This window comes from Bacillus sp. JJ664 (genome assembly GCF_036962205.1).
In the GTDB taxonomy this organism is placed as follows: domain Bacteria; phylum Bacillota; class Bacilli; order Bacillales; family Bacillaceae_G; genus Gottfriedia.
In genome coordinates, this window is record NZ_JBALMS010000001.1 from 23,832 (window position 1) to 44,115 (window position 20,284).

Sequence of the window (20,284 nt, forward strand, 5' to 3'; positions counted from 1 at the left end):
TTGAAAAAAGTACTGACAATTGCGGGGTCCGACTCAAGTGGTGGGGCTGGAATTCAAGCGGATTTAAAAACATTTTCAGCTCATGGTGTGTTTGGTATGAGTGTGATTACCTCAGTGACAGCTCAAAATACACAAGGTGTATTTGCTGTTCAAGACATTACACCAGAAATGATAGCAAGTCAGCTAGACGCAATTTTTACTGATATTGAAGTTGATGCAGTAAAGATTGGGATGGTATCACAAATTGATACGATTAAAGTCATCGCTGAAAAACTAAGACAGTATAAGCCAAAGCACATTGTTGTTGATCCAGTTATGGTTTCTAAAAGTGGTTATGATTTATTAAGTCCAGATGCGAAAGAAGCTTTAATTCAAGAACTGATTCCATTAGCAACTGTCATTACGCCTAATCTTCCAGAGGCAGAGGTTATAACAGGTAGAAACATTTCAACGATTAAAGAGATGGAAAAGGCTGCTATTTTAATTCACTCATTAGGTGCAAAAGCTGTTCTTGTAAAAGGTGGTCACTTAGAAGACGATGCAACAGATGTTAGCTATGACGGGTACGAATTTACTTATTATAAGGGTACTAGAATAGCTACCATTAATACGCATGGAACTGGTTGTACTTTATCATCAAGTATAGCTTCTAATTTGGCAAATGAATGTCAATTAAATGAAGCAATTAGCAGAGCAAAAGAATACATAACACTAGCTATTCAACATTCATTCTCTATCGGAAAAGGTGTAGGTCCAGTACATCATTTTTATTCGATGTATCAAAAGGCGGGTATACAGCATGTCTAAACTAACTGGGAAGTTAACAAGATGGAACTTCGCAACACTTTGGTTTGGTGCTGCAGTTTCAATCGCTGAAATTATGACAGGTGCACTCATTGCACCTTTAGGTTTTACAAAAGGATTGACTGCTATTTTATTCGGTCATTTACTTGGTACGCTACTTCTTGTATTAGGTGGCGTCATCGGTTCAAGAGAGCGTTTAACAGCAATGGAGTCTACTAAAATATCATTTGGACCTTATGGTAGTTATTTATTTTCTATATTAAATGTATTACAGCTACTAGGCTGGACAGCAATTATGATTGTGACAGGAGCCAGGTCAATTAATGTAGTAACTACATCTGACTTTCATTTTAACCAGCCTTGGGTATGGTGTCTTGTTGTTGGACTGTTAATTTGTACATGGTTATATTTTGGTCAAAATGCTTGGAAGAAGTTAAATAGTGTAGCAGTAACACTATTATTTTTACTAACGGTTGTATTGTGCTTTGTCATTTTTAAGCATAGTGAATTCCTTTTTGAACCAGGCACTTCTGAAATGTCATTTGGTGCCGCAGTTGAATTATCCGTTATCATGCCATTATCATGGCTGCCGTTAATAAGTGACTATACTCGCTTTGCTAAGTCAACTCGTGAAGGTGCAATTGGAAGTTTTGTTGGTTATATGGTTGGTAGTTCATGGATGTATGCAATCGGACTCGGAGCTGCTTTAGCATTTAATGAATTTGATCCAGTGGCAGTCCTAATGAGTGCAAATCTTGGATTATTTGCAGTTGGAACCGTTGTGTTAGCAACCGTTACGACCACTTTTATGGATGCATATTCAGGTGGCATTTCATTAACAACTGTATTTCCTAAATTAAATGGTAAGCATGTCGCAATTGTACTGACGATCATAGGAACAATATTGGCAATTGTATTTCCGATTGAAAAGTATGAAGGGTTTTTATATTTAATTGGCTCATTCTTTGCACCTTTGTATGCAATTTTGTTAACGGACTATTTTATTTTAAAGCGTACGAAAATTAGAAAAACCTTAAAGGTAGACTGGGTTGCAATGCTTATATGGGTAATTGGGATATGTATCTATCGACAGTTTGTACAATTTGATAGTTTTCTAGGAGCAACTGTTCCAAGTATGGTTGTCATTGGTGTGATTTATATTGTCGTTCAATTTGTCATAAATAAATTTGCTAATCAGCAAGTAGGGGGAAATAAAGATGTCAGTTCTTAAAGAAATCAGTCAGTTAATTGGAGATGTAAAGGATAAAAAACCATTAGTACATCATATTACAAACTATGTAACGGTTAATGATTGTGCAAATATGGTTCTTGCGATTGGTGGTTCACCCGTCATGGCAGATGATTTAGCAGAAATAGAAGAAATGTTATCCTTTGCATCAGCGCTTGTCATCAATATTGGTACGTTGAACGAAAGAACAATTCAATCAATGATCACAGCAGGAAAAAAGGCAAACCAACTAGGAGTCCCAGTTATTTTGGATCCAGTTGGTGTAGGTGCAACTACACTTCGAACAGAGACAACGGCAATTTTATTAAAAGAAGTTCGTTTCTCGGTCATACGTGGCAATATGTCTGAAATAAAAATGATTGCAGGATTAAACGTGCAGATTAAAGGTGTTGATTCAATTGCGACTGAAGAAAATGGTATTGAAATTGCAAAAGCTTTAGCGGTGAAATTAGGATCAGTAGTAGCGATTACTGGTGCTGTTGACATTGTTGCATCTATAGATAATGTTTGTACAATCTCAAATGGTGATAAAATGCTTGCGGATGTAACAGGAACAGGCTGCATGAGTACATCTCTAATTGGAACATTCGCTGGTGTAACAAAAGATTATTTCCTTGCTGCAATTGCCGGCATTACGATCATGGGGTTAAGTGGTGAGTTGGCAAAGAAACGTTTAACAAAGGACCAAGGAATTGGAACATTTAAAGTAAATTTATTTGATGAAATCTCTAAAATGTCAGCAGAAACATTGCTAAGTGGAGGTAAAGTTGAATGAGTGTATTGAGAAATAAAGTTGATTATAAGCTCTACCTAGTGACAGATCGTGCTGTATTAGGGGAAAGGGATTTAATCCAGTCAGTTGAAGCTGCAATTAAAGGTGGCACGACGATTGTTCAGCTAAGAGAGAAAAACTGTAGTAGTTTAGACTTTTATGAATTAGCTCTAAGGGTAAAAGAAGTAACCTCAAGATACAATGTTCCACTTATTATCAATGATCGATTAGATATTGCACTTGCAATTGAAGCGGATGGTCTACATATTGGTCAAGAGGATTTACCACTCGCGGTAGCAAGGAAAATCGTTGGAGAAGAAATGATCATCGGAGTGTCAGCAACGACTTTAGAAGAAGCGCTTCTTGCACAAAAACAAGGTGCTGATTATGTTGGTATTGGGTCTGTTTATCCTACAAATACAAAACTAGATGCAAAGCCTGTTTCATTAGAAGAATTAATTGTAATTCGTGAAGCAATTTCGATTCCAATTGTTGGGATTGGCGGAATTAATGAAGACAATGTAACCGATTTGATGAAAACGAAAATAGACGGTGTTGCCATTGTATCTGCCATTTTAGGGAAAGAAGATATTAAAGCAGCTGCAGAAAATTTCATTACTAAAATGAATGATTAAAAGTAAAAACTATCTTATCTTTATGGTAAGGTAGTTTTTTTATTGGAGAATTTTTATCGTATTCCAAACAAAGTTTATACAGGGACAAATTAAAAGGAATGTCTTTATTACTACCTTCATATATATATTAAGTAAACACTACACTAGCTAGTGTTTTTGTTTAATAGAAAGTAAAATATCAATTTTTAACACCTTGTACTAATTTCTTGTCTTAATTTGTCGAAATTATAAGAATTTTGTATAAAGGAAATTGATATAATATATCGAATATTATCAATTGTAAGACTATATTATTTTTTAATATAGATATAAACTGACTCCACTGAGAAAACCGACAGTTGGAGGCATTCTTACGTTTTTTAAAACGTACCTTACTATTAAAAGGAGAGTGACTAGCACATGGATTTTTTATTATCTAAAGAACAGCAATTGATTCAAGAAATGGTACGAAGCTTTGCAGAGAAGGAAATTGAGCCTTTTGCAGAGGAAAATGATCGCGATAGTAGATTCCCAATTGAAACATTCCAAAAAATGGGCGAATTAGGTTTGTTAGGTATTCCTTTTCCTGAAGAATACGGTGGAAGCGGAAGCGATACAATTAGTTATGCAATAGCTGTAGAAGAAATAGGACGTGCATGTGGTGGAACTGGATTAAGTTTTGCAGCCACAATTTCACTTGGCGCTTCTCCGATTTATTATTTTGGTACGGAAGAGCAAAAACAAAAGTTCTTAGTTCCAATGGCACAAGGGAAAACACTTGGAGCGTTCGGTTTAACAGAACCTAATGCAGGTTCTGATGCTGGGGGAACTCAAACAAGAGCTGTTTTAGAAGGCGATGAGTATGTTATTACAGGAGAAAAATGCTGGATTACAAATGCTCAGTATTCAAACACAATTATTGTTACCGCTTATACTTCAATAGATGAAAGAGGAAAGAAAAATATTTGTGCATTTATTGTCCCTACGGATTCTGAAGGTTTAACAATTACAGATCCTTACGACAAGATGGGTGTACGAGCATCAAATACGACTCAAATCGTTTTAAATGAAGTACGAGTACCAAAAGAAAATATTCTAGGCAATCCAGATAAAGGATTTGGCCAGTTCTTATATACATTAGATGGTGGAAGAATTTCAATTGCAGCTCTTGCTGTAGGTATTGCACAAAAGGCTTTTGATAAAGCATTAGCTTACTCAAAAGAACGTAAACAATTTAACCAGCCTCTTTCTAGCTTCCAAGCAATCCAATTTAAGCTAGCAGATATGGCAATGGGAATAGAATTAGCTCGAAATATGGTACACAAAGCTGCATGGTTAAAAGATAATGGAAAACCTTTTACAAAAGAAGCGGCGTTCGCTAAGTTATATGCTTCTGAAATCGCTTCCAAAATTGCGAATGAGTCATTACAAATTCATGGCGGTTACGGATACATGAAGGAATATGGTATTGAGCGTTTAGTTCGTGATGCTAAGTTACTTGAAATTGGTGAAGGAACTTCTGAAATTCAACGTATCGTTATTGCAAGACAATTAGGATGCCGATAAGGAGCGAGAATATGATCAAAATACTGATTGCAAACCGCGGAGAAATCGCATGCAGAATTATCCAAACATGTAAGAAACTGCGTTATCAAACTGTTGCTATCTATTCAGAGGCTGATAAGGAAAGTTTGCATGTTAAGTTAAGTGATGAGGCTTTCCCTCTTAAAGGAAATCATACGAAAGATACGTATCTAAATGGCGATTATATTATTCAATTGGCTAAAGCAAACAACGTAACTGCAATTCATCCAGGTTACGGTTTCTTATCAGAAAATAGTGATTTTGCTAAAAAATGTGCAGAAGCTGGAATTTTATTTGTTGGCCCTAAACCTGAACATTTAGAAATGATGGGTGAAAAAATTAGAGCTAGACAGTTGATGGAGCAATTAAATATCCCTGTCATCAAAGGGAACTCTCATCCAATTCAATCGGTAGAAGAAGCAAAAGAAATTGCATTCGATATTGGTTATCCAGTCATGTTAAAAGCCTCAAGTGGTGGTGGCGGGATTGGTATGAAATTAATTGAGAATCAAGAACAGCTTGAAAAGGAGTTCGTTGCAACTCAAACAAGAGCGCTTCAATTCTTTGCAAATGATGATGTGTTTATTGAAAAAGCAATCTTAAAACCAAGGCATATTGAAGCTCAAATTGCAGCAGATACACTTGGAAATATCGTATTCTTGTTCGAAAGAGACTGCTCAATTCAAAGAAGAAACCAAAAGGTTGTTGAAGAGGCACCATCACCGTTTCTTTCTTCACATGGCCGTAAGAAGCTTGAAGAGTATGCACTTACGATTGCAAAGAAAATGAAATATATAAATGTAGGTACGATTGAATTTTTAGTAGATGAAAACGAAAATATTTATTTCCTAGAAATGAATACTAGATTACAAGTAGAGCACGGAGTTACTGAGGGGATTACAGGAATTGATCTAGTTGAATGGCAATTCCGCATTACATTTGGCGAAATTCTTCCAATTCGTCCACATCATGTTGAGATGAATGGACACTCGATTGAAGTAAGGGTTTATGCGGAGGATCCTAAAACATTTTTCCCATCTCCTGGAACTGTTCAACATTGTAGTTTTCCAGAAGTTGAAGGCGTGAGAGTAGATACACATCTTTACGATGGATGGGTTGTATCGCCATTTTATGATCCACTTTTAGCAAAAGTAATTGTTACTGCAAAAACAAGAAAAGATGCAGTATCTCAACTACAGTCGTATTTATCAGGTGTACGTATTGAAGGAATTAAAACGAATGTGCCATTTTTAATTGATATTCTTTCTACTAAAGGCTTCCAAGAAGGCGATTATGCGACTAATTTTATCAGTGAATATCAAAAAGTAAAGTGAGGTTTATATAATGGAAAATTTAACGGCAATGATGGCAGGTAGCGTTTGGAAATTACTAGTTGCAGTAGGTGACGAAATTAGTAGTGACGGAGAATATGTAATCTTGGAATCTATGAAAATGGAAATACCGCATGCTGCACCATATAAATGTAAGGTTGTAAATGTATTTGTGCAAGAAGGCGATTTTGTAAATGAAGGTGACTCATTAATCCAAGTTGAAAAACTAGGTTAGGAGTAAATAGATGAAGCTACCTCAATCAGTTATTTTAAGGGAAGTTGGACCACGTGATGGGTTACAAAATGAGAAACAATTTGTTCCAACAGAAAAGAAGCTTGAATGGATCGATTTATTGGTAGAAAGCGGTTTATCTTATATTGAAGTTTCTTCATTTGTTAGGCCGGACTGGATTCCTCAACTTAGTGACTCCGTTGATCTATTCACAAAACTTAACAAAAAAGATGGGGTTACGTATGCAGCACTTGTCCCAAATAAAAGAGGACTAATGAGTGCGTTTGAAGTTGACGCAGATGAAATTAATTTTTTCGTTTCTGCCAGTGAAACACATAATTTGAAAAATAAAAATGCTAGCATCGAGCATTCAATGAATGAGATCCGTTCGATGATCACTGAATGTAAACAGCATAAAAAAACAACAAGGGCATATATATCAACAGTATTTGGTTGTCCGTATGAAGGTAATATCAATACTGTTCAGGTTATTAAGATGGCCAATCAATTAGTTGAGTGCGGTGTTGATGAAATTTCTTTTGGAGACACAATCGGAATTGCTACACCATATCAAGTGAATGAATTTCTAGAAGACTTATTAAAAGAAATATCTAATGATCAGATTGCAATGCATTTTCATGATACATACGGTCGTGCAATGGCAAATCTTTATACTTCGTTGTTATTTGGAATTGAAAGATTCGATTCGTCAACTGGAGGATTAGGTGGTTGCCCATATGCTCCGGGTGCAAGCGGAAATGTAGCAACTGAAGATATTGTTTCATTACTTCATCGATTAGGTATTTCAACTGGCGTTGATGAAAAGAAACTTCACCATGCGACTAATTATATTTCTGAGGCGATGAACTTGACGCCAGTTAGTAAATTATTTTCCGTATGGAATGGTTCAAAGGAGAGTATTTAAATGGAATCCTGTTTACTTGTGAATGATATTGGTCATGTAAGAGTATTTACGCTTAACCGGACAAAACAAGCAAATTCCTTATCTCGCGAGTTACTAGAAGCTCTTCATGATGAAATGGATAAATTATCAAAAGCATCAGAGATTCGTGCAGTTTTATTTACAGGCAGTGGTTCTTCTTATTTTTGCAGTGGAGCCGATTTAAAGGAAAGAAGAGGCATGACTGAAAATGAAGCTAGGGAAACAGTTGCAATGATTGGATCTCTATTCTTTAAAATTGAAAAGCTTCCTATGCCAGCAATTGCTGCGATTAATGGCGTTGCACTAGGTGGGGGCTTGGAACTTGCTTTAGCTTGCGATATTCGACTTGCTCATAAAGAAGCAATAGTTGGCTTACCTGAAACATCTTTAGCGATTATTCCCGGAGCTGGTGGAACACAAAGACTACCACGCTTGGTTGGAATTGGAAAAGCAAAGGAATTAATCTATACAGGTAAACGATTAAGTGCACAAGAAGCCGAGCAAATTGGAATTTTGGAGCATGTTGTTGAATTAGATGAATTACAAAATAAAGCATTAGAAATTTGTGAAGCAATTGCAAGTAAGGGACCTCTTGCAATACGTGCAGCAAAAAAAGCAATTCAATCTGGTTTCGATCTACCATTAGATTTAGGTTTAAGATTAGAAACTTATGAGTACGAAAGACTACTACATACTGAAGACCGTATGGAGGGCTTAAATGCGTTTCAAGAAAAACGTCAACCACAATATAAAGGAGAGTAACTCACATGTCAAACGAAGCAACATATCAAGCTCGAAAAGACCAAATACTTTCTGGTGGGAAAGAAAAGTATCATGAGAGCAACGCTAAAATTGGGAAGCTTTTTGCTAGGGAAAGAATTAATCAGCTAGTAGATAAAGATAGTTTTGTAGAAGATGGTTTGTTTGCCAATTGTGTAAATGATGAGTTTCCAGCAGACGGTATTATTACAGGAATTGGAAAGATTAATGGTCGTACAGTTTGTGTAATGGCAAATGATTCTACTGTAAAAGCAGGTTCTTGGGGTGAAAAAACGGTAGAGAAGATTATTCGTATCCAAGAAACTTGTCAAAAAATGCTATGCCCATTAATCTACCTTGTAGATTCAGCTGGAGCACGTATTACTGACCAAGTATTTATGTTCCCAGGAAGACGTGGAGCTGGGCGAATATTCCATAATCAAATTAAACTGTCTGGCCAAGTACCTCAAGTTTGTTTATTATTTGGCCCATCTGCTGCAGGTGGTGCATATATACCAGCATTTTGTGATGCTGTATTCATGGTTGAAGGCAACTCTTCTATGTATTTAGGATCACCTCGTATGGCTGAGATGGTAATCGGTGAAAAAGTAACGCTCGATGAAATGGGCGGAGCTAGAATGCACTGTTCAGTTTCAGGATGTGGGGATGTTTTATGTGAGTCAGAAGAAGATGCAATTCGACAAGTAAAAGAGTATTTATCATTTTTACCAGCAAACTTTAAACAAGGGTCTCCTGTTGTAGAAGCAAAGAACCCAGTTGTTAAAGAAAAATCATTAGCTGAAATTATTCCAGGGAATCAAAACGTACCATTTTCAATTTATGAATTTATCGATCGAGTAGTAGATGAAAATTCATTTTTTGAAATTAAAAAATTATTCGCGCCTGAGTTAGTAACAGGTTTTGCTAGAATTGATGGACGAAGCGTTGGTATTGTGGCGAATCAACCTAAGGTTAAAGGTGGGGTATTATTCCCAGATTCAGCAGATAAAGCAGCTAAATTTATCAATTTATGCGATGCTTACCATATTCCTTTACTATTCTTAATGGATGTACCTGGATTTATGATTGGTACAAAAGTTGAACGCGCAGGAATTATCCGACACGGTGCGAAAATGCTATACAGTATGAGTAACGCGACTGTGCCAAAAATTTCGGTTATCGTTCGTAAAGCATACGGTGCAGGTTTATACGCAATGGCTGGTCCTGCATTTGAAACGGATTGTGTAATTGCATTCCCATCTGCTCAAATTGCGGTAATGGGCCCAGAAGCTGCCGTAAACGCAGTATATGCAAACAAAATTGCAAGCCTACCAAAAGAAGAACAAACTGCATTCATTCAAGAAAAACGTAAAGAGTATTCAGAGGATATTGATATTTATCGATTAGCATCAGAATTAGTCGTGGATGTTGTGATTCAACCAGAAGAGCTACGTTCTGAACTAATTAAGCGATTTGAATATTACTCGGAATCATACGAAACGCCAAGCACGAAAAAGCACGGTGTTTATCCAGTTTAAATAACTGAACAGTCCTTGAAAAAGGGCTGTTTTTTTTATGATGCAGTAACTTCCAATTGGTTCAAAGGAGAATCTACAATAAATGCAGAAACTATAAAATAGTTCAATTCGAACAAGAACATTAGTTCGAATTATGGATTAATTAATGGTATAATTTACTAATAATATAAGGAGGGATTTTAATGAGTCAAATCGATTTAATTGTACTAAATTTTGAAGAAATAAGACGTAGAAGTATGAAAGTTTGGCAGGCAATTCCTACTAATATGTTAAATTGGAAGCCTGATGAAAAAGCTTTAACTTGTGCGGAAATGGTTAGGCATGTACTAGAAAGTGAGTATATTTATCTTCAAATCTTACAAAATAGAAAAAGTATATCAAATCCTGAGAATCCATACGACTTAATTGAATTTACGAATGTGCAAGATGATTTAGACAGAGCATTACCTCTTCGTGATGAATTTATTAATTATATTAAATCGATAGAAGTGTCTGATCTGGAGAATGTAAAAATAGATCGTTCAGACGTTGGATATATCCGTACTTTAGGAGATATGTTGCTAAGAGTGGCTTATCATGAATCTGTTCATACTGGCCAATTATTGGATTACATGCGAACAATGAATATTGAACGACCAAATATTTGGGATTAATAGATATAGGGAATATTGAAGTATAAAGGATAAGACATGTAAAGGAAGCAATCCAGAAATGGAGGGCTTTCTTTTTTTATCAAATAGTTAAACAAACGTTTGATTCATTCTCTTAATTATTTAAATCTTAGAACTATTAATACTAGAAACAGTATTTGGAGCTTATAATGATTATGAAACATTAAAGTTTCATAATCCATTGAAATATTACGATGTTAAAGTAGCGTATTTATTTTGCACTACAAACAGGGGGCAAACAATGAATAAAATCGATCAAAAACTAAAAGAGTGGCGGTCTCATGAGTTAATAGATGACGAGACTATGAGCAGAATTCTAACCTATGAAAATCATAGGAATAAAAGTGAGAAACAGTCATTTTTAACAAATATCGTACCCTTTCTTATTGCTTTACTAGTTGCATTTTCAATACTAGCGCTTGTTGGAAGCAACTGGAATAATTATGATCAAGCAATTAGATTAGTCATTATTTTTGTTACATTAATCATTTTTCATTCAGCGGCGTTTATTAGTTATCAAAAAGGAAAAGAGCTTTTCGGAAATTGTTTGAATTTCATAAATGTAATTGGATATGCGTGCGCTTTCGTTCTAATTGTACAAATGTACCAATTTTCTAGCGATAGCCCAATCTTTCTTATTACTTGGACATTATTAGCCTTTCTTTATTATTACTTTTTAAGGCATGATATGTTTTATTATTTATTCTTAGGAATTGGATTATTTAGTTTAAACTATAGTGCTGATAATGGAACATCTTTTGTATATCTTTTACAGCTACCATTATTACTGTGTTCAATTTATTTTCTAATGAAAATGAAAACTCCTTGGAATGCGAGTTTCAATTATACTTTTTTAGGATATATAATCATCGTGTTTTTTGAGACGATTTCTGATGGTCAGCATATTACTCCAATCATAGCGGTAATATTTGTTCTGTGGCTACTTAATGAGTGGGGAGTGATTGATTATGTATTACTTCCTTTCATTACGCCATTTATTTGGATTGGTACCTTTATTACGACGACCATGGGAGTAACATATGATGTAATTCATGAAATTCAAAAAGAATTGGCGTTTCCAGTTTTCAATATTTTAATGTTATTGATCATTTTGTTAGCTGTTTATACTGTTTATAGAAAATGGAAAAATAATGAGCAGATCAAAAATTATCTTTGGATTTATTTATTCATTTTCTTATTACCAATTTTGGGTATCCAAGACGAATTAGCTAATATGATTGTTGGTGTCTTCATCTTATTCACATATTCTTGTATTCGCTTATTCTTTGGTGTTTCTCACCAAGAAAAAAGAAGCATGATCATTGGCTTTATTACTTTTATTATTCTTGTAATTGGTATTTACACTGGATTATCTGTTACTTTCATAGGTAAATCAATCGTATTCATTATACTTGCAGCTATACTATATATCGTCTTTATTCAATCGAAAAAAGCAAGAGGTGATGAATATGAAAAATAAAAAGAAACTAATATTATTGTCACTCGTACAGTACATTTTGCTGCTTTCATTACTTGGGAGCATATTGTACTTTAAACAAACTGCTGACACTTTTAAGATTGAGGCTGAAAGCTTAGATCCAATCGAGCCATTATTAGGTCACTATGCAGCACTTTCATATAAATTTGATGAAATTACCGATAAGGAATGGAAGGGTAAAGCGAAGCCGAAAGAAGGGCAGAAGATTTACATTGTGTTCAAAAAGAGTGAAAAGGGATTCTACGTTTTTGATTTTGTAACAGATCAACGTCCTGAAAAATCTAAATATATTAGTGCTAAAATATCATATTTATATGATTCATATGATAATGGCGAAAAAGTAATCAATATCAACCATAATCTTGATCGGTTTTATATTCCAGAACATCAAATGGATGAATATAATCAACCAGGTCAAGATTATATTGTAACCGTAAAACACAAAAAGGATCGTGCGATTGTTCAAACTGTTGATGTCTCGAACTAACAGGAAAGCCACTCATATTAGAGTGGTTTTTCTTATAAAAAGACTTATTTATCATGTAATAAATAGTGCAGAGGAGTATAGGCAAATAACTAAACAAACGTTTAATTAAAAAGATAAATTCAAAACAAAAGAACCCTTACAAAAGGGTTCTTTTAATATTAAGCTGAAATATTGCTTTCTACTTTTAGTAAATTAGCTTTCTCAAGACGCTTTCTTACAATTACGCCAATTGTAGAAGCTAAGTAAGCTTTAACAAGACCTAAAATGATAAACGGGTAAAATCCACCTGTTAGTGCTGCTTTCCATCCTAAATCTAGAGAGATTTTTAACCAAATTGTTCCGAATAGTAATGTAACTAGCATTCCGATCGTATTTGCTATGAATACTTGTAAAACTGTGAAACTAGTTTTTTCTATATAGTAAGCAATGATCAACACAGTTGGTAAAAATCCAATTAAATAGCCACCAGTTGGACCGATAAGTGCACTAAATCCAGCTGAAAACTCAGCATATACAGGTACTCCGATCGCACCTATTGCTAAATAGATTAGTACTGAAATTGTTCCATATTTTCTACCTAAAATTGTTGCAGCAAGTCCGATTGCTAGCGTTTGACCTGTAATTGGTACCGGAGAAAATGGTAAAGGAATAGATATTTGTGCAAGTATACCAATAATCGATGCAAATAAAGCTGCAGTAATAAGCATTTTCAATCTTTCAGGTTGCATTTTAAATCCCCCATTCTTAATGTTAACTTATTTATATTTTTAGTTAACATATGCTAAGTTAATTATATTTTATAAGGAAAAATTGTCAATAACTAAATTGGACATAAAAAAAGAAAACCATTAATTTGGTTTTCTCTTTTATCTGTTCAAAAGGGTTAAAAATTATAATTTTATATCCAAATAAATTGCGATAAGTAAAAAAACAATATACATAAATAATTTTAAATAGTTTATCAATCAAGTATCCTCCATCAAAATCGCATAGTTAGGCATGTGAATATCGATCATCAGTTGATACTATTTCATTTAGGAGCATTACAAATTAAATTGTGTTAAATCGTATGACAAATTGTTTAAAAGTATATTTCAAGAACGAGCTATGTCTAACTTTATGTTAAGCTCCAATAATGCTCTATCTGTATTTCTTTATGGTTTAGACGTAATGTGAAGCCTTTTATTCTATTAACTATTAAAAATTGGCTCATTGATCCATTTGTATATAATATTACGCTTGTTTCATTTTTGATTGTACAATCTGATTTTTTATCTAGGATTATGTGCACAAAATGAGCTATTATATTACATAACATTATAAAAAAGGAAAAATTTAACATTTTTAAAGGGTTTCTAATAATTTAATAGAATAAGATGTATGGTGGATTTATTTTATTTTGAAATACTGTTAAACAGCTAAAAAGGAGGACAACATGGGAAAATCGATTGTACAAATGAAGGGTTTAACCAAAGTAATCAAAAATAAGAAAATAGTTTCTGATTTAAGTTTTGATATTTATGAAGGAGAAGTTTTTGGGTTTTTAGGTCCAAATGGTGCTGGTAAGACTACGACTATTAGGATGATGGTTGGATTAATGAGTATTACTGAAGGTGATGTAATAATCAATGGAAACAGCATAAAAACAAACTTTGAAAAAGCTGTTGCGAATATTGGTGCAATCGTTGAAAACCCAGAGTTATATAAATTCTTAAGCGGATACGATAATTTAATGCAATATGCACGAATGGTTAAAGGAATTACAAAAGAGAAAATTGACGAGGTTGTTGAGCTTGTAGGTTTAACAAGTGCGATTCGTAGTAAAGTAAAAACATACTCACTCGGTATGAGGCAGCGATTGGGATTAGCACAATGCTTATTGCATGATCCAAAAGTTCTTATTTTAGATGAGCCAACCAATGGACTTGACCCAGCTGGTATTCGTGAGATGAGGGATTACTTACAAAAATTAACACGAGAAAAAGGGATGGCTGTCATTGTATCTAGTCATCTTTTATCTGAGATGGAAATGATGTGTGATCGAATTGGCATTATTCAAAAAGGTGAGCTCGTTGGTGTCCAAACAGTAAATGAACTGATTAACGAAGAATCTCAAACATATATTGTTGAAGTTAGTGATGTAAGTGCTTCTCAAAAAGTACTGTCAAAATATAGTGTTGATATTAATGAAAGTGATATCTATGTTCAAGCATCTAGAGAAGACGTTCCAGAAATGATTGAAAAATTAGTTCATGCAGGCATAAAAATATATGGAATTAAGGTGAATTCAAAAACATTGGAAGACCGTTTCCTTGAAATAACGAATGTGTAATTCAACGGTGTAAGATAGTGAATTGTAATTAATTGCAAATACATACTTTGAGTATTTCTAAGAGAAGGGAATATGACCATGATAAAATTGATACAAAATGAATGGATAAAAATTATAAAAAGACCGGGAACTCTTGTAATGATGGCGCTTGTTATTATTTTAGTGGGAGTGATAGGTGCTTTTACAAAATATTCGGAGGGTAAATCTCAACAAGTAACTAATACTGAATGGAAACAAGTACTTCAAAAAGAAACGGATGGAATGAAAAAAGATATAAAAGAATATGGTAAAAACGATCCAAATAGAAAATTTATTGAAAAAAACATAGCAGTCAATGAATATAGAATAAAACATAATATAGCTCCTAATGGGGAGAGAAATGTTTGGACATTTATTGACAGTACCAAAGACGTGATAGTACTAGTCGGTTTATTCACAATTATTATTGCGGCAAATATTGTAGCGAGTGAATTTAACTGGGGAACGATTAAATTGTTATTAATTAGACCATATTCTAGAAGTAAAATTATTTTATCAAAATATTTAACTAGTATTCTGTTTGGTCTTGTATTTTTAGCAGTTTTATTTTGTGCGTCTCTAGTAATAGGTTTAATACTTTTTGGAACTGCTGATGGGAATCCATCTTACTTAGCATATGTAGATGGACATGTTGAAGAGCAAAGTCGATTACTATATTCTGCAAAGCTATATTTATTAAGTTTCATTGAGACATTTATGCTTGCTACGATGGCTTTTATGGTTTCTACAATCTTTAGAAACAATACGATTGCAATTGGTTTATCTATATTTTTATTATTTATGGGGAATGTGATTACTACGATCGTTGCATCTAAATATGAATGGGCTAAATACATCCTTTTTGCAAACACAAATCTTATGCAATATATGGATGGAGCACCTCTAGTTGAAGGGATGACGATGATTTTCTCATGCATCATGCTAATATGTTATTTAGTGGTTTTCCTATTCTTAGCCTTTTATGTATTTTCAAAACGAGATGTAACTGCATAAATTTTATGTTTAAAAAGTACAATCTATTCAGATTGTGCTTTTTTATTGATTTGCGTTGTATTGTTAAGAGTAAAACTAAATTTTAATTTTGAAAGTATAAAACGAAAAGTTATAACGATATAATATTTTTTAAAATGAAGTTGGCTTGAGAGGATATGTGAGAATTCTGGTTAGTAGAAATAATGTTGAGACATTGAAGTAAAGTGATGATCAAGAATGATTGCTTTCGAACCATGTAAATTAACTGTTTTTGTGTGAAAAGGTTTCGGTTGTATATCTTACTTAAGCATAAATTTGGCCAGTCCTGGTAGTCGCTCAATTGATAAAATTTTTTTTTTGTAATGTAATCAGAGTAGATAAACTGGATTTATCTATATCGATATAGTTTTATTTTAATATAAAAAAATGTTGACATTTGTTTCGTTTAGGAATAAAGTTGTTATTAATCAAATGACGAAAAGCAATGATAGGAACTCGAGTAGTGGTGTTTTCCCTGTAACAGAGAGCTGATGGTGGTGCAAATCAGTACAAAAAACAACATGAATTACAATCCTTGAGCATCTTCCTCGAAGCAACTTGTGAGGGGAAGACGGTGAAGAGCCGTTATGAAATGAAGATATTAGTATATTAATTTACATACTAATAGTTTAGGGTGGTACCGCGAATTTAACCATTTCGTCCCTACTGTGTAGACAGTAGGGACTTTTTTATTTATAAGTGAAAATGAATTGAATAGTGTAGAGCAATGAAAGGAACAAAGTAGTGATGTTTTCCCTGTGACAGAGAGCTGATGGTTGGTGCAAATCAGTACAAAAAACAACATGAATTACAGTCCTGGAGCATCTTCTTCGAAACGAATTAGTGAGGGGAAGACGGCGAAGAGCCGTTATGAAATGAAGATATTAGTATTATTATATTTTGGTACTAATAACTAGGGTGGTACCGCGACTTGAATGTTCGTCCCTACTGTGTAAACAGTAGGGATTTTTTTTATTTTAGGCCTTAGTGATAAAGACAGTTTTTAAGACAAGTAGGTCCTGAGCGAGGCGGTTCCACTTTTCGTGATGTCTAGTTCCACCGCCTAGTCCCTCGAGGTCATAAGCCAAAGCCCAGTAAAGGTTAAAGAGCAACCTTCACTGAACTTTGTCTTATGCTTGTCGGTCCTGAGCGAGGCGGTTCCACTTTTAAATTTTGAAAGGAGTGATGTTTTTGATTGATGAGTATGACTATTTATACAGAATAAAAAAAGATTATGGGGAAAGAAGGAGTAATTTGGAAAAAGTAGAAATGGTTTAATGATGAATACTTGCTTAGAAATGCTCGAAAAAAGCTTAGCAAGAATAGATGAAACGGGTATTTTTAAGAAAGTAAGGTAATAGATTATTATGTGAAAAACAAAAAAAGGGGAACTGAGAAATGAAAGAAGCTGCTTTTGAGACAAAAATAATACCACCTCATTTAAAACAATATTTGTCTGAACAAAATTATGATCTGTACACACCGATTGATCATGCTGTGTGGCGTTATGTTATGCGACAAAATCATCATGCTTTAAAAGATAAAGCGCACGCTGCATTTGTTGATGGATTAAAACAATCTGGAATTGAAACGGAAAAAATTCCGAATGTTGCTGAAATGAACGAGTGCCTTTCTAAAATTGGATGGGGTGCTGGAATTGTAAATGGATTAATTCCTGGTGCAGCATTTTTTGAATTATTGGCAAATGGAATTTTACCAATCGCAACAGAAATCCGACAAATAACAAACATTGAATATACACCTGCTCCAGATATTATTCATGAAGCAGCTGGGCATGCGCCGATTTTATTTGACCCAGTTTTTAGAGAATATGTACAAAAAATTGGTTCAATTGGTGCAAAAGCTTTTGCTACTAAGGAAAAGCAAGAATTATTCGAGGCTGTAAGAAACTTAACGATTGTAATGGAAGATCCAAAATCAACTGTCGAAGAAAAAGCAGCGGCTCAAAGATTGGTTGAGGAAAAACAAAACGCGATTGTAGGCATTTCAGAAGCTGAAAAAATTTCACGCGTATTCTGGAGAACAGTTGAATATGGTCTAATAGGCGATGTTGATCGACCAAAAATTTACGGTGCAGGTTTATTATCATCGGTTGGTGAAAGTACACATTGCTTTACAGATGCTGTAGAGAGATTGCCTTTCTCTGTAGAGGCTGCTACGTTGCATCCAAAAAATATAACGGAAATGCAATCACAATTATTTGTATGTAAAAGTTTTGAAGAGCTAATGGAGGGTGCTGAAGAACTAGCAAATACAATGGCATTCCGCGTTGGTGGTACTGAAAGCTTAGATAAGGCACTAAAATCGAAAAGCGTTGCGACATTTGAATTAAATTCAGGCTTAAGTGTAACAGGAATTGTTCACGCAATTTTAAAGGATGAAAATGGTGAAGCAATTTATGTTAATACAACTGGAGAGACTGCATTATCAGTTAATCATCAACAATTAGAGGGTCACGGTAAGAATTACCATGCAAAAGGATTTGGTACACCAATCGGACTTCTTAAAGGAAATATAGAATTAGAAGAATGTGACGATGACATGCTTAAAAATTTAGGTATTGTTGTAGGAAACTATGTTGATTTAGAATTCTCAAGCAATGTAAGCGCTTCCGGAAGAGTTGTGAATATCATTAAAAATAATCAAAAAGTTGCTTTAATTTCATTTGAGGACTGCACAGTTACTTATGAAGGTAAAGAACTGTTTAAGAAGGAATGGGGCACTTTTGATATGGCTGTTGGTTCTAAAGTAACATCAGCTTACCCAGGTGCAGCTGATCCAGCTACTTACTTTAATCATTCACTAAAAGAAGTTGAAGTTGTTGAGGAAACGCCAGTACCATTAACTGAATTAGAAAAACTATACCAACAAGTTAGAGTCATTAGAGAGAAGAATACATTCTGTGATGATTGTATTAAAAAGCTAATTGAAACGCATGATGAACTAAATCGTTCGCATAAAGAAGATTGGTTATTACGTTTGGAATTACTTGAATTATCAATTGTAAATCCAAAATTAAATCATTTAGTATTACCTATTAAAAAGGATTTAGAAGAATTAAGTAAAATTAATTCACTGAAAAATCTGATTACAAACGGACTGAAATTAATTTAGTCATTCGTTATGAGAAGCATTACTTCAATTTGAGGTAATGCTTTTCATTTTTATATGTTCTGATATGCTAGAGATGGAAAATAATATAATGCGATAGAACGATGAATGAAGAGGTGGATTAAATGGGTTTTGAAATAATTGGCATCGATCATATTCAAATTACTTCACCAAAGGGTGGGGAAGATAGAGCAAGGAAATTTTACGGCGACCTTCTTGGAATGAAGGAAATACCGAAACCAGAAAACTTAAAAGGTAGAGGTGGCTGTTGGTTTAGTTGTGGTCATCAAGAAATTCATATTAGTATCCAAGAAGATCATATTCATCCTAAAAAAGCTCATCCTGGTTTAATCGTTACAAATATTGAAAAGTTAAGAGAAAGATTGATATTACTAAAAATGGAAATAAAAGAAGAACCTCCAATAGAAGGTCGAACAAGATTTTTTGTGAATGATCCATTTGGAAATCGCATTGAGTTCTTAGAATTTCACTAAGAATTGATGATCATGTTATAAAGAAAAACCACTGAATGATCATATTCAGTGGTTTTTATGTGTATTAAATATGAATTTTTTGAAATGGTTGGACTAGCTTTATACCTTCAATGCATAAAGTATTTACTTTACTATCGTCATAGTGCATAGCATAGACTTTTTCCTTATCCTCAATGTGTAATGTTTCAAAATCTCGAACGCTAGCATGTACGGGAATTGGAAATGGATAGAAATGAATATCATAAAATACTTTCTTCACCTTTGGAAGTAAGCTTTGTAATAATGGTTGATTATAAACGCTGTCTGCTGAATAGAAAAATTCGTCTTCAACAAAAAGGCCGAAAACAGGCATGTTTGGAACATGTTGACTTTGGGATAAATTAAATAGTACGCCATCGATTTGAAAGGAATCAGTTACAGTATATATATTGAAATAATCCTCTAATTTTTTTTCACCATCATTTGTGAATTTTAATCCATTTTTTACACTTTCCCATAAGCCGTCTAGCAATGTTTCATGTAAGTATAGATTGATCTTTTTCACAGTTTTGTCTTTTTGCTCTAATGGAGAGATAAATTTTCTAAAGTATGCTAATTTCTCAAGTCCATTAATATGATCTCCATGCAAATGAGTGATATATAGGTTATCAATATCACTATAAGATAATCCCATTTTATCTATTCGATAATAGTTCGAATCTGGAATATCGATTAATAAATTTGTTTGATTAAAAGTAAGCAAGGCACTATTATGCCCTAATACTTTGCTAAAAGCATCACCACAACCAATAAAT

General features: G+C 33.9%; 19 protein-coding genes and 2 other annotated features. Of the genes, 17 read left to right on the forward strand and 2 right to left on the reverse strand.

Annotation, left to right across the window (positions count from 1 at the left end; all coding sequences use genetic code 11):
* From thiD to V7056_RS00205, 13 genes are all read left to right on the forward strand, one after another.
* Window positions 1-807 (forward strand): bifunctional hydroxymethylpyrimidine kinase/phosphomethylpyrimidine kinase, encoded by an 807-nt coding sequence (thiD, locus tag V7056_RS00145; protein WP_499698353.1) that lies wholly within the window; start codon window positions 1-3, stop codon window positions 805-807.
* A complete protein-coding gene (cytX, locus tag V7056_RS00150) occupies window positions 800-2,035 on the forward strand; it encodes a putative hydroxymethylpyrimidine transporter CytX (protein WP_499698354.1) in 1,236 nt (411 codons plus the stop codon). The genes thiD and cytX overlap by 8 nt, the downstream gene beginning before the upstream one ends.
* On the forward strand, window positions 2,022-2,828 hold the full coding sequence (gene thiM, locus V7056_RS00155) for a hydroxyethylthiazole kinase (RefSeq protein WP_499698355.1): 807 nt from the start codon (window positions 2,022-2,024) through the stop codon (window positions 2,826-2,828). Before cytX ends, thiM begins: the two co-directional genes overlap by 14 nt.
* Window positions 2,825-3,460, forward strand: a complete 636-nt coding sequence (thiE, locus tag V7056_RS00160; RefSeq protein WP_499698356.1) for a thiamine phosphate synthase — start codon at window positions 2,825-2,827, stop codon at window positions 3,458-3,460. Before thiM ends, thiE begins: the two co-directional genes overlap by 4 nt.
* A gap of 399 nt (window positions 3,461-3,859) precedes the next feature.
* Window positions 3,860-5,005 (forward strand): acyl-CoA dehydrogenase family protein, encoded by a 1,146-nt coding sequence (locus V7056_RS00165; RefSeq protein ID WP_499698357.1) that lies wholly within the window; start codon window positions 3,860-3,862, stop codon window positions 5,003-5,005.
* A gap of 11 nt (window positions 5,006-5,016) precedes the next feature.
* Window positions 5,017-6,357, forward strand: coding sequence for an acetyl-CoA carboxylase biotin carboxylase subunit (locus tag V7056_RS00170; RefSeq protein WP_499698358.1), 1,341 nt, complete (start codon window positions 5,017-5,019; stop codon window positions 6,355-6,357).
* A 10-nt stretch (window positions 6,358-6,367) separates the two neighbouring features.
* The gene (locus V7056_RS00175; protein WP_088000948.1) at window positions 6,368-6,589 is read left to right on the forward strand and encodes a biotin/lipoyl-containing protein; all 222 of its coding nucleotides are present in this window, start codon (window positions 6,368-6,370) and stop codon (window positions 6,587-6,589) included.
* 10 nt (window positions 6,590-6,599) lie between these two features.
* The gene (locus V7056_RS00180) at window positions 6,600-7,511 is read left to right on the forward strand and encodes a hydroxymethylglutaryl-CoA lyase (protein ID WP_499698359.1); all 912 of its coding nucleotides are present in this window, start codon (window positions 6,600-6,602) and stop codon (window positions 7,509-7,511) included.
* Window positions 7,512-8,291, forward strand: coding sequence for an enoyl-CoA hydratase (locus V7056_RS00185; RefSeq protein ID WP_499698360.1), 780 nt, complete (start codon window positions 7,512-7,514; stop codon window positions 8,289-8,291). It begins immediately after the preceding gene.
* 5 nt (window positions 8,292-8,296) lie between these two features.
* Complete coding sequence (locus tag V7056_RS00190) at window positions 8,297-9,826, forward strand: acyl-CoA carboxylase subunit beta (protein WP_499698361.1); 1,530 nt, start codon at window positions 8,297-8,299, stop codon at window positions 9,824-9,826.
* Between the two features lie 182 nt (window positions 9,827-10,008).
* Window positions 10,009-10,479 carry a DinB family protein gene (locus V7056_RS00195; RefSeq protein ID WP_499698362.1) on the forward strand — a complete coding sequence of 157 codons (471 nt, stop codon included), beginning with the start codon at window positions 10,009-10,011 and terminating at the stop codon, window positions 10,477-10,479.
* Between the two features lie 259 nt (window positions 10,480-10,738).
* Window positions 10,739-11,977: a DUF2157 domain-containing protein gene (locus V7056_RS00200; RefSeq protein ID WP_499698363.1), complete on the forward strand. Its 1,239-nt coding sequence runs from the start codon at window positions 10,739-10,741 to the stop codon at window positions 11,975-11,977.
* Window positions 11,967-12,482, forward strand: a complete 516-nt coding sequence (locus V7056_RS00205; protein WP_499698364.1) for a GDYXXLXY domain-containing protein — start codon at window positions 11,967-11,969, stop codon at window positions 12,480-12,482. Before V7056_RS00200 ends, V7056_RS00205 begins: the two co-directional genes overlap by 11 nt.
* A gap of 158 nt (window positions 12,483-12,640) precedes the next feature.
* Here V7056_RS00205 and V7056_RS00210 read toward each other — a convergent pair whose 3' ends face one another.
* Window positions 12,641-13,210: a biotin transporter BioY gene (locus V7056_RS00210; RefSeq protein ID WP_499698365.1), complete on the reverse strand. Its 570-nt coding sequence runs from the start codon at window positions 13,208-13,210 to the stop codon at window positions 12,641-12,643.
* A gap of 707 nt (window positions 13,211-13,917) precedes the next feature.
* On the opposite strand from V7056_RS00210, the gene V7056_RS00215 reads away from it, so the two are divergent.
* The 4 genes from V7056_RS00215 (at window position 13,918) to V7056_RS00230 (ending at window position 19,490) form a co-directional block, all read left to right on the forward strand.
* Complete coding sequence (locus V7056_RS00215) at window positions 13,918-14,814, forward strand: ABC transporter ATP-binding protein (RefSeq protein ID WP_499698366.1); 897 nt, start codon at window positions 13,918-13,920, stop codon at window positions 14,812-14,814.
* A gap of 78 nt (window positions 14,815-14,892) precedes the next feature.
* A complete protein-coding gene (locus V7056_RS00220) occupies window positions 14,893-15,846 on the forward strand; it encodes an ABC transporter permease (protein WP_499698367.1) in 954 nt (317 codons plus the stop codon).
* Window positions 15,847-16,300: 454 nt separating this feature from the next.
* Window positions 16,301-16,532: a binding site (T-box leader), on the forward strand.
* A gap of 50 nt (window positions 16,533-16,582) precedes the next feature.
* Window positions 16,583-16,814: a binding site (T-box leader), on the forward strand.
* Window positions 16,815-17,262: 448 nt separating this feature from the next.
* On the forward strand, window positions 17,263-18,999 hold the full coding sequence (locus V7056_RS00225; protein WP_499698368.1) for an aromatic amino acid hydroxylase: 1,737 nt from the start codon (window positions 17,263-17,265) through the stop codon (window positions 18,997-18,999).
* A gap of 122 nt (window positions 19,000-19,121) precedes the next feature.
* On the forward strand, window positions 19,122-19,490 hold the full coding sequence (locus V7056_RS00230) for a VOC family protein (RefSeq protein WP_499698369.1): 369 nt from the start codon (window positions 19,122-19,124) through the stop codon (window positions 19,488-19,490).
* Window positions 19,491-19,554: 64 nt separating this feature from the next.
* Here V7056_RS00230 and V7056_RS00235 read toward each other — a convergent pair.
* Window positions 19,555-20,284: MBL fold metallo-hydrolase (locus tag V7056_RS00235; RefSeq protein ID WP_499698370.1), on the reverse strand; the 730-nt coding region annotated here is incomplete at its 5' end.